This window comes from Pseudomonas sp. KB_15 (assembly GCF_052114525.1).
Taxonomy (GTDB): Bacteria; Pseudomonadota; Gammaproteobacteria; order Pseudomonadales; family Pseudomonadaceae; genus Aquipseudomonas.
The window spans coordinates 68,668-83,025 of record NZ_JBFREX010000004.1 but is presented as its reverse complement, the minus strand read 5'-3'; the positions used below and the strand labels follow the sequence as shown (position 1 = coordinate 83,025).

The window sequence follows — 14,358 nt, the reverse complement described above, 5'->3', positions numbered from 1 at the left end:
ACTGTTACCACCGGTCGCTCGGCAATCAAATCACTTTGGCCGGCCAACAAACTCAACCTTCTCCGCTGCCGGATAGCAAACTGACTTTAGTACCAGCTAATGGGCTACCCGCTTTAGGAACTAACGTAACTGTGCGCTTTGAACTATTAAGATAGGGAACTTCATTATTTGATACATCAACACCATCAATTTAACGAAAGCCTCATCCGCCAGATTGTTCTAAATTAACTTGCTGACCGCAATTTTCAATGGGTTAATCACTCCCCCCGCCCCTACCACAGAAATCTGGAAGGTGCCGCTTCTGTTATATCCAGTCACCTGCCAACGCCAATTTGGTCCTCCTATCCCTCCAAATGGCGGTGCACTTTGTATATCGCCCTCGGATAGCCCCTGTAAGGGCTGACAAGTCAAAGTGATATTGTGTCCGGCGATCGGACTGCGCGGCTTAGGGACTAGCGTAACTTCCTGAGCCTGCCCCCTTATGAATACATTTCCACTGGCAGGCACACTTTGCCCACCAATCTTCACCTCAACCTCATCTCTCAGATCCCTCGACACCAATTTGCTGACTGCCAAGGTAATCGGTGTGGACATGCCCTTACCCACCAATGCCAGTTGGAACGTTCCGCTATGCACCCTCCCCATTACTGCCCAGCTATACGTGGTTTGCTCAGTGCCGAAGGCCGGTTGACTCACCACGCTGTCGTTAGCCAGTCCGCTTTTTATGGTCCAGGTCAGGGTGACTGGAAGGCCGGCCAGCGGGCTGTTGGGTTTGGGGGTCAACGTCACCATTCGACCACTATTCCGGTAAAACCAATTACCCTCGACGGGCACGGCGGCGTCGGCAATCGTCACATCTGCCTCATCCGCCAGGTTGCTCGACAGCAACTTGCTGACTGGCAAGGTAATCGGTGTGGTCATGCCCTTGCCCGACAAGGCCAATTGAAAGGTGCCGCTTTTGGTGTTCCCGGTCACTGCCCAGCTATAGGTAGTTGGCTCACTGCCGAAGGCCGGTGCACTCACCACATTGGCGACATCGAGGCCACTTTTGATTGCACAGGTCAGGGTGACTGGAAGGCCGGCCAGCGGGCTGTTGGGTTTGGGCGTCAACGTCACCGTTTGCGCCTTGTCCCGGTAAAACCAATTACCCCCGGCAGGCACGGTGGCACCGTCAATCTTCACGTCTGCCTCATCCGCCAGGTTGTTCGAAAGCAACTTGCTGACCGCAATTTTTATTGGAGTAGACATTCCCTGCCCAACCACAGAAATTTCGAAGGTGCCGCTTCTGGTAAATCCAGTCAACTGCCACCTCCAGTTTGGTCCTCCTACCCCCCCAAATGGTGGTGTACTTCGTATATCACCTTGGAATAGCCCCTGTAAGACCTTATAAGTCAACGTAATATTGTGTCCGGCGATCGGACTGCCCGGCTTAGGGACCAGCGTAACTTCCTGAGCCTGCCCCCTTATGAATACATTTCCACTGGCAGGCACACTTTGCCCACCAATCTTTACCTCAACCTCATCCGCCAGGTTGCTCGAAATCACCAGGCTTCGGTGCTCCCACGGCACCAGCACTTCCCTGCTGAAAAACACCAGGGTGATACGACCGCTCTTGCCAGTGTCCGGTGTAATCTTCCAAGTGAACTTGCCATTAACGGGAGCCACCCAAGCGCCAAATTCCGGCGATGCAACAGTTTCCAAACCGCCATTGTCAGCCAGCCCCAGGTTGAGCGCCCTGGCGATCACGGGTGGAGCCTCCACCGTCACTTCGTTCTCCTGCCCGCGGAGCAAAACGAGTTCCGCCCTCCATTCCACTTTCTTGCCGTTGATAAACAACGTGGCTTGTTCCCAACGACTTGGTGCAGCGGTTGCGTCTTTTAATTCGGTGCTCATGACGACGTTTCCTTTTCAGCGATGGACATAAAAAACAGTCCATGAACTATCAGGAAAAATCGATGCGCCGAGAACTATCATAAATGACAGGTCTATCAGTGAAAAAAGATGTGTTCTTCACTAAACTGGAAATACCAGGTAGCAGACAGTGTCAGAACAGACAGCAAAAACGATCAGCCAGCAATAAAAACCGACCACCTGATACCAACTTTTAGCCGATTTACCATTCAGCATGGCCGCGCCGTTCAACAACGCGGCCGTCACACTGGCTTACTGGGTAATACACCGAGTCGTGGTGGTGAGTCGGGTTACCTGCCCGTCTTCGCCCCGTACATCGCCCAGGACATCGGTTTTATCCATCGCCTGGCAGGTGCGTTCAGGAGGGGGTGGAGTGACTGTTGGAGGTGGGGGCGGACTGGAGCAGCCGCCGAGAATCGCTGCGCAGAATGCGAGCGGTGCAAAAACGCGTTTCCCAAGAGTTTTCATAGGTTGACCCGCGATAAGTGATCGACACATTTTTGTGACAACAAAACCCGCGCGTAAAGTCCACACACCTGTCAAAAAAATAAAAAATTGCGAATCACTCATGGCCCAGCCGGTGGTCAACGCCAGTAAAAGCTGGCAGTTCTTACATCACCGGATCAGGGCGTCGACCGATTGCGAAGGAGCGCGAAGGTGACTTGAAGTCACCTGTTGCACTTCCTCAGCCCAGGAGCCGATCCACCGGGTCGACACATGAATGTGCACCCTGCGATTTAGTGCATTTGCACCTTATTGCTGCCCCTTTGGCCGCTACTCACTCGAGAACAGTCCCCGCTCCCGCGCCCAGACAATCGCCTCGCTGCGGCTGTGTACATCGAGCTTGGAATACACCCCCGCCACATGGTTGCGCGCGGTGTTCGGCGCGAGTTTCAGGCGCGCGGCGATTTCCTTGTCGGCCAGGCCTTCGCATATCAGGCCCAGCACATCGCGCTCACGGGCGGTCAGGTCGGTGAAGGACACACGGGGCAACTTCGGTGAATTGACGTTCTTCACGCTGGCCAGTTTTTCGATCAGCGTGCGGCTGAACCATGAGGCGTCCTTCATTGCTTCCTCGATGGCCGACACCAGTTCCAGCTCGGTGCGCTTGCGCTCGGTAACGTCCATCAGCACCAGCAGATAGCACGGGTTGCCCTGAATGTTCACAGTGTCCGCCAACACGGTGCAATCGATCAGCCTGTCGTCTTTGCGGCGTACGCGCACATCGATGCGGCTCAGGCTGCCGGTTTTCTCCAGCGCGGCGAACAGCCAGATACGCGCGTTTTTATCATCGATGAAATCGATCTGCGCAACGCTGATCCCAAGCACTTCCTCACTGGGAAAACCCAGGGTATCGAGGAACGCTTCGTTGACGTCCAGCACCCGTTGATCAGCCGCGCCGCACAGCAGAATCGGCACCGGGGACAGACGAAACGCTGTGGCGAAGCGTTGCCCGGCGCTGGCCCGGTCGGTGACATCGTCCATGATCAACACCAGCGATTCCGGTTCGCCACGGCTGTCAACCAATACCAGGCTGCGCACGCGATGGACCCAGGTACGCGCTTTGTCCGCCGCCGACGTCACCTCCACCAGCACATCGCTGAACGTCTCGCCACGGGCCACCCGGTTGATCGGATAGCTGTCGGCAGGCACGACGCCACTATTGCGATAACGCAGGGCAAAGCGTTTGGCATAGGCCTTTGCATTGCTGCCCAGATCGCTGATTTGCGCTGCGCCGTGCATGGCCAGCGCGGCGTCATTGGCCCACAGTATGCTCTGGTCGGGATCCAGCAGAATCACTCCGTCGGACAGACCGGCGATGATTTGCCTCAGCTGGCGGCGATTGGTTTCCGTGGTCTGGACGTCCTGGCTCATTGCGTCTCCACAAGTATGGTGACCCTGTAGGGTACGACCTCCGGTTTTTTGGATAGTGCAACGAACCTTGTGGGAGCGGGCTTGCTCGCGAAAGCGGTGGACCCGTCGACATTTAGCTCACCTGACACACCGATTTCGCGAGCGAGCCCGCTCCCCCAGCAATCGTCATCATTTTCGGAACGCTCACGGCCGGTGGTCGTTTGACTAGTGCACGTTCAACGATGCCTCCAGCCCCGCCAACTTGTCCGGATTACGCATGATGAAAACCCGATTCACCCGCCCCGTCTCGTCGAAACCAAACGTCACCGACGCGTTGATAACACCGTCGGCCTTGATGATGACACCTTGAGTACCATTGATCTCAATGGGCAGCCATTCACACATTTGCCAATAGGCGTGCAACGACTGGCCAATGAAATCCAGCACGCTTGCGATGCCAACCAGCGTTTCACGGATCGCCGAAGCCTTGCCGCCGCTGTCGGCGCAGAGTTCGACGTCTTCGCTGAGCATCGCGCTCAAGTTCGCCGTGGAGCCACTGGCGATGGCATTGTGGAAGGCGCTCAGCAACTGGTTTTGGCGCACAGGTTCCGGTTGATAGCGGGTTTGCGCACTGCCCAGACTCGCCTTGGCCCGAGACACCAGTTTGCGGCAAGCGGCTTCCTGCACCCCGACCGCATCGGCGACCTGCGGGTAATCCATGTCGAAGATTTCGTACAGCAGGTACGCCGCGCGTTCCTTGGGTGTCAGGCGCTCCAGCAACAACACGAACGCGGTGGACAGCGACGAAGCCAGTTCATGCATGTGCTCGGGTGAATCCTGATGAGCCGTGTGGATCGGCTCCGGCAGCCAGGTACCGATGTAATCCACCCGGGACTTGTGCGCCGACCGTAGCAGGTCGATGCAATGGCGGGTGCAAGCGGTGGTGAGCCAGGCGGCCGGCGTGGAGATGGAGGCGCGATCGGCCTCCAGCCACTTGATGAACAACTCCTGCACCGCATCCTCGGCTTCGGCGCGCGAGCCGAGGATGCGATAGGCCAGACCGAGCAAAAAGGGCCGGCGCTGCTCGAACACAGTGGCGGCGTTTTCAGCGGAGTTCATCAATCAGTGCCTCGACACCTGCAAGCGGTTCCACAGGTTGATCATGCCGATCTCGGCCGTCAAGGCGCCGATCTGCCCGTCGCTGAAATGCGCCCTCAGCTCACCGCGCAGGCTGGCGTAATCGGTTTTTGCATCCAGCACCGTCAAGGCTTCGGTCCACGCCAGCGCGGCGCGCTCAGAAGGGCTGAAATCACTGACGTGACGCCAGACGATCAGGCGATCCAGACGCTCGTTGGTTTCATTGGCCTCACGGGCTTCGCGGGTGTGCATCTTCACGCAGAAACCGCATTGGTTGATCTGCGAGGCGCGCAGGTGGATCAAATGCTTGAGGGCTGGATTGAGATCTTGTTGATCGAGAGCGACATGGACCTGGGTCAGGCTTTCGAAAACCTGTGGAATCGATTGCAGCAGATTGACCGCTTGGGTGTTGGACGACATCGTGTTGCTCCACTGATTGAGGGGTTCAGCAGGATGACGATTGAGGATTGCGCTTTGTGACGTGCGCTGAATCATTCAGCGCACGTCACTCGTTTCAATCAGCCAACTCGCCCTTCGCCACCGCCGCCGAAGCCGCCAGCATCGCCCGCAACAGCACCGCACAGCCGGCCGCGAGGTCATCCGGCGCGGCGTTTTCGATTTCGTTGTGGCTGATACCGCCTTCGCACGGCACGAAGATCATCCCGGCCGGGCCGAGTTCGGCGAGGAAGATGGCGTCGTGCCCTGCTCCGCTGACGATGTCCATGTGCGACAGGCCCAGGCCTTGGGCAGCGCCGCGCACGGCTTCGACGCAGGCCTTGTCGAAGTACAGTGGCGGGAAGTCGGCCGTCGGCGTGAGCTCGAAGGTCAGGCCGTGTTCGTCGCAGGTGGTTTCGATGACTTCGCGCACTTCGGCGATCATCGAGTCCAGGCGCGCCGGTTCCAGATGCCGGAAGTCCAGGGTCATGCGCACTTCGCCGGGGATGACGTTGCGCGAGCCGGGATAGGCTTGCAGGCAACCGACGGTGCCACAGGCATGGGGTTGATGGCTGAGGGCGGCGCGGTTGAGCGCACCGACGATCACCGCGGCGCCGACCAGGGCGTCCTTGCGCAGGTGCATCGGGGTCGGGCCGGCATGGGCTTCGACGCCGCGCAGTTTCAGGTCGAACCATTTCTGCCCGAGGGCGCCCATGACCACGCCGATGGTCTTGCGTTCGTCTTCCAGGATCGGACCTTGCTCGATGTGTGCTTCAAAGTAGGCACCGACTTTGTGGCCGCTGACTTTGCGCGGGCCGGCGTAGCCAATGGCATTCAGTGCTTCCCCCACAGTCACGCCATCGGCATCGACCTTGGCCAGGGTTTCTTCGAGGGTGAATTTTTCGGCAAACACGCCGGAGCCCATCATGCAAGGGGCGAAGCGCGAGCCTTCTTCGTTGGTCCAGACAACCACCTCCAGCGGCGCTTCTGTTTCGATGTTCAGGTCATTGAGGGTGCGCAGCACTTCGACGCCGGCCAACACACCGAAGCAGCCATCGAACTTGCCGCCCGTGGGCTGGGTGTCAATGTGGCTGCCGGTCATCACCGGTGGCAGGTCGGGATTGCGCCCGGGGCGGCGGGCGAAGATATTGCCGACGGCGTCGATGCTGACGGTGCAGCCAGCCTCCTGACACCATTTGACGAAGATGTCCCGGGCCTGGCGGTCGAGATCGGTCAGGGCCAGGCGACACACGCCGCCCTTGACCGTGGCACCGAGTTTGGCCAGCTCCATGAGCGATTGCCACAGGCGGTCGCGGTTGATGTACTGATGGCTGGACTGCAGAACGTCTACGGCCGCGTTCATGATGATCTCCTCAGGCTGTTCTTATGTGTTTCTTCAGGCGGTTGTTGGGTGATTTTGAAGTCCTCATCGCGAGCAGGCTCGCTCCTACAGGGGAATGCATTCCAAATGTAGGAGCGAGCCTGCTCGCGATGGGGCCATCCTTCACACCGCAGATTTCGCGACTGACGGACTCGGCCGCACCACACTCACCCCGTAATAAATCAGCCCCCCGAGGGCCGAGCCGGTGAACCAGCCGTAGCTGTAGAACCAGCTGAAGACATCGCTGCCCAGGGACAGCAGCGTCAACACCACCGGCACGCCGAACGCGATGAAACCGCTCCAGTTCCACGCCGGATAGACGTCATCGCGGTACAGGCCGGCAAGGTCCAGTTGCTGTTTCTTGATCAGGAAATAATCCACCACCATGATCCCCGCAATCGGGCCCAGCAGGCTGGAATAGCCGAGCAACCAGTTGGAATAGACCGTTTCCAGGCTGAGGTCGGAAACGATCAGGCCGAGCTTTTTCAGCAGTTCATGGGCCATCAGCGCCAGCCCGACCAGCCCGGTGAGCATCACCGCCTTGGTCCGGTTGATCGCCTTGGGTGCGATGTTCTGGAAGTCGTTGGTCGGCGATACGATGTTGGCCGCAGTGTTGGTCGACAGCGTGGCGATGATGATCAGCGCCATGGCCAGCGCCACCCAGACCGGACTCTGGATATGGCCGATCAGGGTCACCGGATCGGACACCGTCACGCCCACCAGCTTCACCGAGGCGGCGGTCATCACCACGCCCAGGGAGGCAAACAGGAACATGGTCAGTGGCAAGCCAATGATCTGCCCGACTATCTGGTCCTTCTGGCTTTTCGCGTAGCGGCTGAAGTCGGGGATGTTCAGCGACAACGTCGCCCAGAAGCCGACCATCGCCGTCAGCCCGGCGGCAAAGTAACTGGCTACGCTGGCACCTTCGGGACGTTTGGCGGGGATCGCCAGCAATTCAGTCATCGATACGTTGGGCATCGCCCACACCAGCAAACCGGCGCCCACCGCCACCAGGAGCGGGGCCGACAGGGTTTCCAGCCATTTGATCGACTCGGCGCCGCGAATCACCACCCACAGGTTCAGCACCCAGAACACCATGAAGCCGATGACCTCGCCGGTGCCGCCCAGGGATTTCCAGCCCTCGAACACCGAGCCGAGGAACAGGTGAATCGCCAGTCCGCCGAACATGGTCTGGATACCGAACCAGCCACACGCCACCAGGGCGCGGATCAGGCACGGAATGTTGGAACCGAGCACGCCGAAGGACGAGCGCAGCAACACCGGAAAGGGAATGCCGTACTTGGTGCCGGGAAATGCGTTCAGGGTCAGGGGAATCAGTACGATGATGTTGGCAAACAGAATCGCCAGCAGCGCTTCGCCAACCGTCAGGCCAAAGTACGCGGTCAGCACCCCACCGAGGGTGTAGGTCGGCACGCAAATCGCCATGCCCACCCATAGCGCGGTGATGTGCCATTTGTTCCAGGTGCGTTCGCGCACCTTGGTCGGTGCAATGTCGTGGTTGTAACGGGGACTGTCGAGGACGTCGCTGCCGGCTTCCAGCTCGTACAAGCCGTCGCGCTCGGTCACTTGCGATCTGATCTGTTGCATGGCCGCTCCACTGTTCTTTGAATTATTTTTTGCTCATCGGGGGCTGGCGGCATCAATAAACGTGCCGGGTGCCCCGCTTGCGCATCGGGCAGTTCCATAAACACAATGTAACTAACTGATGTTTATCAGTTTTATTCACTGACTCGACTATTTGTCAGGCCACTCAGGCCGAATGCCAGGCAAGTTGTCCGGACAGTCAGGACTCAAACTGGTGCGTTGATCTTTTTTCAATGGCTGCGCATCAACCATAGACCATACTCAAACAGCTGATTTCACATAAGAAATCTTGACTATTTTTCGATCCTGTCAAGTGCGTCAAAATGGTGAGGTCACTCACCATTTTGGTGATTCTTGTATTTAAACGTTAAATATCAATTAGTTAATAACTGCATAAGCTTATAAAAAATATTCTTGCCGATTCGAATAACTGCAGCTAGCGTTTAATCCTGACAGCACTGACAGGAATACACCTGTTGACGCTGGCGTCATATAAAACATCTAGAACCGGCATTAGCCGGTCATTGCCTGCGAGGAACTCGGAATGTCTCTGTTGATCCGTGGCGCCACCGTTATTACCCATGATGAAAGTTATCGCGCCGATGTGTATTGCGCAGACGGCGTGATCCAGGCCATCGGCGACAACCTCGATGTTCCTGCAGGGGCCGAAGTGCTCGACGGCAGCGGCCAGTACCTGATGCCCGGTGGCATCGACCCGCACACGCACATGCAACTGCCCTTCATGGGCACGGTGGCCAGCGAAGACTTCTACAGTGGCACGGCCGCGGGACTGGCCGGCGGCACCACGTCGATCATCGACTTCGTGATTCCCAATCCGCAGCAATCCTTGCTCGAAGCCTTTCATCAGTGGCGCGGCTGGGCCGAGAAGTCGGCGTCGGACTACGGTTTTCACGTCGCCATTACCTGGTGGAGCGAACAGGTCCGTGAGGAAATGGCCGAGCTGGTCAGCCAGCACGGCGTCAACAGCTTCAAGCATTTCATGGCCTACAAGAACGCGATCATGGCCGCCGACGACACCCTGGTGGCGAGTTTCGAACGCTGCCTGGAACTGGGCGCGGTGCCGACCGTTCACGCGGAAAACGGTGAACTGGTGTATCACCTGCAACGCAAGCTGATGGCCCAGGGCATCACCGGGCCGGAAGCGCATCCGCTGTCGCGGCCGTCACAGGTTGAAGGCGAAGCGGCGAGCCGGGCGATCCGCATCGCCGAAACCCTGGGTACGCCGCTGTACCTGGTGCACGTCTCGACCAAGGAGGCCCTCGACGAAATCACCTATGCCCGGGGCAAGGGCCAGCCGGTTTACGGCGAAGTGCTGGCCGGGCACCTGCTGCTGGACGACAGTGTCTACCGCCACCCGGACTGGCAAACCGCCGCCGGTTATGTAATGAGCCCGCCGTTCCGCCCTCGCGGCCATCAAGAGGCGCTCTGGCATGGCCTGCAATCGGGTAATTTGCACACCACCGCCACCGACCATTGCTGCTTCTGCGCCGAGCAAAAAGCCGCTGGTCGCGACGACTTCAGCAAGATCCCCAACGGCACGGCCGGCATCGAAGACCGCATGGCGGTGCTGTGGGATGAAGGCGTGAACACCGGACGCTTTTCGATGCAGCAATTCGTCGCCCTGACGTCCACCAACACGGCGAAAATCTTCAACCTCTACCCACGCAAAGGCGCGATCCGCGTCGGTGCCGATGCCGATCTGGTGCTGTGGGACCCGCAAGGCACGCGGACCATATCAGCCAAGACCCACCATCAGCAGGTGGACTTCAACATCTTCGAAGGCAAGACCGTGCGTGGCGTGCCGAGCCATACCATCAGCCAGGGCCGCGTGGTATGGGCCGATGGGGATTTGCGGGCCGAGCGCGGGGCCGGGCGCTACATCGAACGGCCGGCGTACCCGGCGGTGTTTGATTTGCTGAGCAAGCGGGCCGAGCTGAATCAGCCGGTTGCTGTGAAACGCTGAAAGCGGCCTGCGGCCTATCGCGAGCAAGCTCGCTCCCACAGGTTTTGTGAACACCCGAGATCCTGTGGGAGCGAGCTTGCTCGCGATGAGGCCCGCACTGACAACACAAAAAACAATGCCCATCAGAGGCAGCACCTCAAATAACCGTGAGGCCAAAACCGTGATCAAGACCCTGGACCACCTCCCGCATCCCCATGAGAATGCGGCCACCCTCGCCGGCCATTTCACCGATCTGGCGCCGCCGCTCAATGAACGCCAGGCCCGGCTCGAAGCCTCGCGCTGTCTGTATTGCTACGACGCGCCCTGCGTGAATGCCTGTCCGAGCGAGATCGACATTCCCTCGTTCATCCGCAACATCCAGCAAGACAACGTGCAAGGCGCTGCGCAGAAAATCCTCTCGGCCAACATCCTCGGCGGCAGTTGCGCCCGGGTTTGCCCGACGGAAATTCTTTGCCAGCAAGCCTGCGTGCGCAACAACGCTCACGAATGCGCACCGGTCATGATCGGCCTGCTGCAACGCTACGCCGTGGACAACGCACATTTCAGCACTCACCCGTTCCAGCGAGCTGCCGCCACCGGCAAACGCATCGCCGTGGTTGGCGCGGGTCCAGCCGGTTTGTCCTGTGCCCACCGCAGCGCCATGCACGGGCACGACGTGGTGATTTTCGAGGCGCGGGAAAAAGCTGGCGGCCTCAATGAATACGGAATCGCCAAATACAAACTGGTGGATGACTATGCGCAAAAGGAGCTTGAGTTCCTGTTGGAGATCGGCGGGATCGAAATCCGCCACGGGCAGAAGCTCGGGGAGAACCTGACCCTCAGCGAACTGCATCAACAGTTCGATGCGGTGTTCCTCGGCCTAGGGCTCAACGCCAGCAAACAACTGGGCCTGGCCCACGAAGACGCGCCCGGCCTGCTCGCAGCCACCGACTACATCCGCGAACTGCGCCAGGCCGATGACCTGACCCAACTACCCTTGGCCGACCACTGCATCGTCCTCGGCGCAGGCAACACCGCCATCGATATGGCGGTGCAAATGGCCCGCCTCGGCGCCCGTGACGTGAACCTGGTGTACCGGCGCGGCGCCGAAGACATGGGCGCCACCCATCACGAGCAGGACATTGCCAAGGCCAATCAGGTGCGGCTAATGACCTGGGCACAACCCGAAGAAGTGCTGCTCGATGACCACGGCCGTGTGCGCGGCATGCGTTTCGCCCGCACCCATCTGGTCGAAGGTCGTCTGCAAACCACCGGCGAAACCTTCGAACTGGCCGCCGACGCGATCTTCAAAGCCATCGGCCAGGCCTTCGACGGCAACGCCCTCGCCGATCCGCTGGCGCGTGAGCTCAAGCGTCAGGGCGAGCGCATCGAAGTCGATGAACAGCTGCGCACCAGCATCCCCGGCGTGTATGCCGGCGGCGACTGCACCAGCCTCGATCAAGACCTCACCGTGCAAGCCGTGCAGCATGGCAAGCGCGCCGCCGAGGCGATCAATGCTCAACTGATGCTTAACGTGGAGGCTGCGTAAATGGCCGATCTGTCGATTGTCTTCGCCGGCATCAAAGCACCCAATCCATTCTGGCTGGCCTCCGCGCCACCGACCGACAAGGCCTACAACGTGGTCCGCGCCTTCGAAGCCGGCTGGGGCGGCGTGGTCTGGAAAACCCTGGGTGAAGACCCGGCGGCGGTGAACGTGTCGTCGCGCTACTCGGCGCACTTCGGGGCTAACAGGGAGGTACTCGGCTTTAACAACATCGAACTGATTACCGACCGCTCGCTGGAGATCAACCTGCGGGAAATCACCCAGGTCAAAAAGGACTGGCCGGACCGTGCGCTGATCGTGTCCCTGATGGTGCCCTGCGTCGAAGAGTCGTGGAAACATATCCTGCCACTGGTTGAAGCCACTGGCGCCGATGGCATCGAGCTGAATTTCGGTTGCCCCCACGGCATGCCGGAACGCGGCATGGGCGCGGCGGTCGGCCAGGTGCCGGAATACGTGGAACAGGTCACCCGCTGGTGCAAGACGTATTGCTCGCTGCCAGTGATCGTCAAGCTCACGCCGAACATTACCGACATCCGTGTCGCCGCCCGTGCGGCCCACCGTGGCGGTGCCGATGCGGTGTCGTTGATCAACACCATCAACTCGATCACCAGCGTCAACCTCGAACGCATGGTGGCCAACCCCATGGTCGGCAGCCAAAGCACCCACGGCGGATACTGCGGCTCGGCAGTCAAGCCGATTGCCTTGAACATGGTCGCCGAAATCGCCCGCGACCCACAAACCCAAGGCCTGCCCATCAGCGGCATCGGCGGCATCGGCAACTGGCGCGACGCCGCGGAATTCATCGCCCTGGGCAGCGGCGCGGTGCAAGTGTGCACGGCGGCGATGCTGCATGGCTTCCGGATTGTCGAAGACATGAAGGACGGTTTGTCACGCTGGATGGACAGTCAGGGCTACGCCAGCGTTTCGGAGTTTTCCGGGCGCGCGGTGGGCAATACCACGGACTGGAAGTACCTGGATATCAATTACCAGGTGATCGCGAAAATCGATCAGGAGGCCTGCATTGGCTGTGGTCGTTGCCATATCGCTTGTGAGGACACGTCGCACCAGGCGGTGGCTAGCCTCAAGCAAGCGGACGGCACGCATAAATATCAAGTGATCGATGAGGAGTGTGTGGGCTGCAACCTGTGCCAGATCACCTGCCCGGTGCAGGACTGTATCGAGATGGTGCCGGTGGAGACCGGCAAGCCGTTCCTGGACTGGAATCATGATCCGAGGAATCCGTATCACGTTAGCCCTTGAGGCCAGCTGCGCCTGAACTGACGCCATCGCGAGCAAGCTCGCTCCCACAGGGATCGTATTAACACTGAGATCCCCTGTGGGAGCGGGCTTGCCCGCGAAGAGGCCAGCAGCCACACCTCCCAACCTCAAGGCTCCAACCCGATCCCCCGCAAAATCACACTGGTCACCGTCTGCACTGCCTTTTCGAACTGCATGTCCGACAGCGGCTGATGGTCGTTGAGAATATTCACCTGGTGATCGAAGTCGGCGTAGTGCTGGGTCGAGGCCCAGATCATGTACAGCAGGCTCGAAGGCTCCACCGGCAGGATGCGTTTGTCGTCCACCCACTGGCGGATTTTCGCTTCCTTCATCTTGGCCCAGTCGTACAGGCTCGCATCCAGCGCTGCGCCGAGGGTCGGCGCGCCGTGGATGATTTCGTTGGCCCAGACTTTCGAACCATAAGGCCGGCTGCGGGAATGGTTCATCTTAGCGCGGATGTAGCTGCTGAGCACCACGCGCGGGTCATCGAACATCTCGAAACACAGCGCGTCCTGCTTCCAGACTTCCAGCAAGTCGAACAGTACGGCGCTGTACAGTTCGGTCTTGGTGCTGAAGTAGTAATGCAGATTTGAACGCGGCAGTTGCACTTCAGCGGCGATGTCGGCCATGGCGGTGCCGCCGAAACCCTTTTCAGCGAAGACTTTTTCCGCCCCCAGCAGAATTTTTTCGACGTTACTGCGACGAATCTCGATCTTGTGATTGCCCATGCCGATCCCCGACAACAACGTTGAGCAAGACTAGCATCCGCTCTGGACTGCGGCGACAGAGGAAAACGAAACTTCGTACAGCCGCTGTCGTAAAGCTAAACTCTGCGCACTTGGAAACTACCTGAGGTACCCACGATGCTGCTGAAGAAAACCCTGACCGTTGCTGCCCTGCTCGGCTCGCTGCTCGCCGCTTCTTCGGTGTTTGCCCACGCCCACCTGAAAAGTCAGACACCGGCCGCCGACAGCACCGTCGCCACGGCAACGGAATTGCGCCTGGAGTTCTCCGAAGGCGTCGAAGCCAGTTTCACCAAAGTCACGCTGACCCGGGACGGCGCACCGGTAGCGGTAAAAGCGCTGACCACCGAAGGTAGTGACAAAAAGACCCTGATCGTCACCCCGGCCGCGCCGTTGACCGCCGGCGCCTACAAAGTCGAATGGCACGCCGTGTCGGTCGACACCCACAAAAGCGAAGGTGCCTACGCCTTCAAGGTTGGCCAGTAAT

General features: G+C 59.3%; 11 protein-coding genes. 4 read left to right on the top strand and 7 right to left on the bottom strand.

Annotated features, from left to right (window positions below; genetic code table 11):
* Positions 1-219 precede the first annotated feature (219 nt).
* The 6 genes from AB4Z35_RS07600 to AB4Z35_RS07575 all read right to left on the bottom strand — a co-directional run bounded on the left by AB4Z35_RS07600 (position 220) and on the right by AB4Z35_RS07575 (position 8,326).
* A complete protein-coding gene (locus tag AB4Z35_RS07600; RefSeq protein ID WP_442096521.1) occupies positions 220-1,893 on the bottom strand; it encodes a hypothetical protein in 1,674 nt (557 codons plus the stop codon).
* A gap of 792 nt (positions 1,894-2,685) precedes the next feature.
* Positions 2,686-3,786, bottom strand: a complete 1,101-nt coding sequence (locus AB4Z35_RS07595) for a helix-turn-helix transcriptional regulator (protein ID WP_442096520.1) — start codon at positions 3,784-3,786, stop codon at positions 2,686-2,688.
* 204 nt (positions 3,787-3,990) lie between these two features.
* Positions 3,991-4,884 (bottom strand): RNA polymerase sigma factor SigJ, encoded by an 894-nt coding sequence (gene sigJ / locus AB4Z35_RS07590; protein ID WP_442096519.1) that lies wholly within the window; start codon positions 4,882-4,884, stop codon positions 3,991-3,993.
* A 3-nt stretch (positions 4,885-4,887) separates the two neighbouring features.
* On the bottom strand, positions 4,888-5,322 hold the full coding sequence (locus AB4Z35_RS07585) for a carboxymuconolactone decarboxylase family protein (protein WP_442096518.1): 435 nt from the start codon (positions 5,320-5,322) through the stop codon (positions 4,888-4,890).
* Between the two features lie 94 nt (positions 5,323-5,416).
* Positions 5,417-6,700: a Zn-dependent hydrolase gene (locus AB4Z35_RS07580; protein WP_442096517.1), complete on the bottom strand. Its 1,284-nt coding sequence runs from the start codon at positions 6,698-6,700 to the stop codon at positions 5,417-5,419.
* A gap of 141 nt (positions 6,701-6,841) precedes the next feature.
* Positions 6,842-8,326 (bottom strand): NCS1 family nucleobase:cation symporter-1, encoded by a 1,485-nt coding sequence (locus tag AB4Z35_RS07575; protein WP_442096516.1) that lies wholly within the window; start codon positions 8,324-8,326, stop codon positions 6,842-6,844.
* 541 nt (positions 8,327-8,867) lie between these two features.
* Here AB4Z35_RS07575 and hydA point away from each other — a divergent pair.
* The 3 genes from hydA (at position 8,868) to preA (ending at position 13,110) form a co-directional block, all read left to right on the top strand.
* Positions 8,868-10,307 (top strand): dihydropyrimidinase, encoded by a 1,440-nt coding sequence (hydA, locus tag AB4Z35_RS07570; RefSeq protein WP_442096515.1) that lies wholly within the window; start codon positions 8,868-8,870, stop codon positions 10,305-10,307.
* Positions 10,308-10,467: 160 nt separating this feature from the next.
* Entirely contained in the window at positions 10,468-11,835 is a 1,368-nt protein-coding gene (locus tag AB4Z35_RS07565; protein WP_442096514.1) for an NAD(P)-dependent oxidoreductase, read from the top strand.
* Complete coding sequence (preA, locus tag AB4Z35_RS07560) at positions 11,836-13,110, top strand: NAD-dependent dihydropyrimidine dehydrogenase subunit PreA (protein WP_126046084.1); 1,275 nt, start codon at positions 11,836-11,838, stop codon at positions 13,108-13,110.
* A gap of 125 nt (positions 13,111-13,235) precedes the next feature.
* Here the strand turns inward: preA and AB4Z35_RS07555 are convergent, their stop codons facing one another.
* Positions 13,236-13,856: a TetR/AcrR family transcriptional regulator gene (locus AB4Z35_RS07555; RefSeq protein ID WP_008003535.1), complete on the bottom strand. Its 621-nt coding sequence runs from the start codon at positions 13,854-13,856 to the stop codon at positions 13,236-13,238.
* A 135-nt stretch (positions 13,857-13,991) separates the two neighbouring features.
* Between AB4Z35_RS07555 and copC the strand changes: the two genes are divergently transcribed.
* Positions 13,992-14,357: a copper homeostasis periplasmic binding protein CopC gene (gene copC / locus AB4Z35_RS07550; RefSeq protein ID WP_442096513.1), complete on the top strand. Its 366-nt coding sequence runs from the start codon at positions 13,992-13,994 to the stop codon at positions 14,355-14,357.
* Position 14,358: the final 1 nt, after the last annotated feature.

Bases quoted from the DNA above. Each gene is read 5' to 3' on its own strand.
- AB4Z35_RS07600 (WP_442096521.1), bottom strand. From the start codon at position 1,893: ATGAGCACCGAATTAAAAGACGCAACCGCTGCACCAAGTCGTTGGGAA.
- AB4Z35_RS07595 (WP_442096520.1), bottom strand. From the start codon at position 3,786: ATGAGCCAGGACGTCCAGACCACGGAAACCAATCGCCGCCAGCTGAGG.
- sigJ (WP_442096519.1), bottom strand. From the start codon at position 4,884: ATGAACTCCGCTGAAAACGCCGCCACTGTGTTCGAGCAGCGCCGGCCC.
- AB4Z35_RS07585 (WP_442096518.1), bottom strand. From the start codon at position 5,322: ATGTCGTCCAACACCCAAGCGGTCAATCTGCTGCAATCGATTCCACAG.
- AB4Z35_RS07580 (WP_442096517.1), bottom strand. From the start codon at position 6,700: ATGAACGCGGCCGTAGACGTTCTGCAGTCCAGCCATCAGTACATCAAC.
- AB4Z35_RS07575 (WP_442096516.1), bottom strand. From the start codon at position 8,326: ATGCAACAGATCAGATCGCAAGTGACCGAGCGCGACGGCTTGTACGAG.
- hydA (WP_442096515.1), top strand. From the start codon at position 8,868: ATGTCTCTGTTGATCCGTGGCGCCACCGTTATTACCCATGATGAAAGT.
- preA (WP_126046084.1), top strand. From the start codon at position 11,836: ATGGCCGATCTGTCGATTGTCTTCGCCGGCATCAAAGCACCCAATCCA.
- AB4Z35_RS07555 (WP_008003535.1), bottom strand. From the start codon at position 13,856: ATGGGCAATCACAAGATCGAGATTCGTCGCAGTAACGTCGAAAAAATT.
- copC (WP_442096513.1), top strand. From the start codon at position 13,992: ATGCTGCTGAAGAAAACCCTGACCGTTGCTGCCCTGCTCGGCTCGCTG.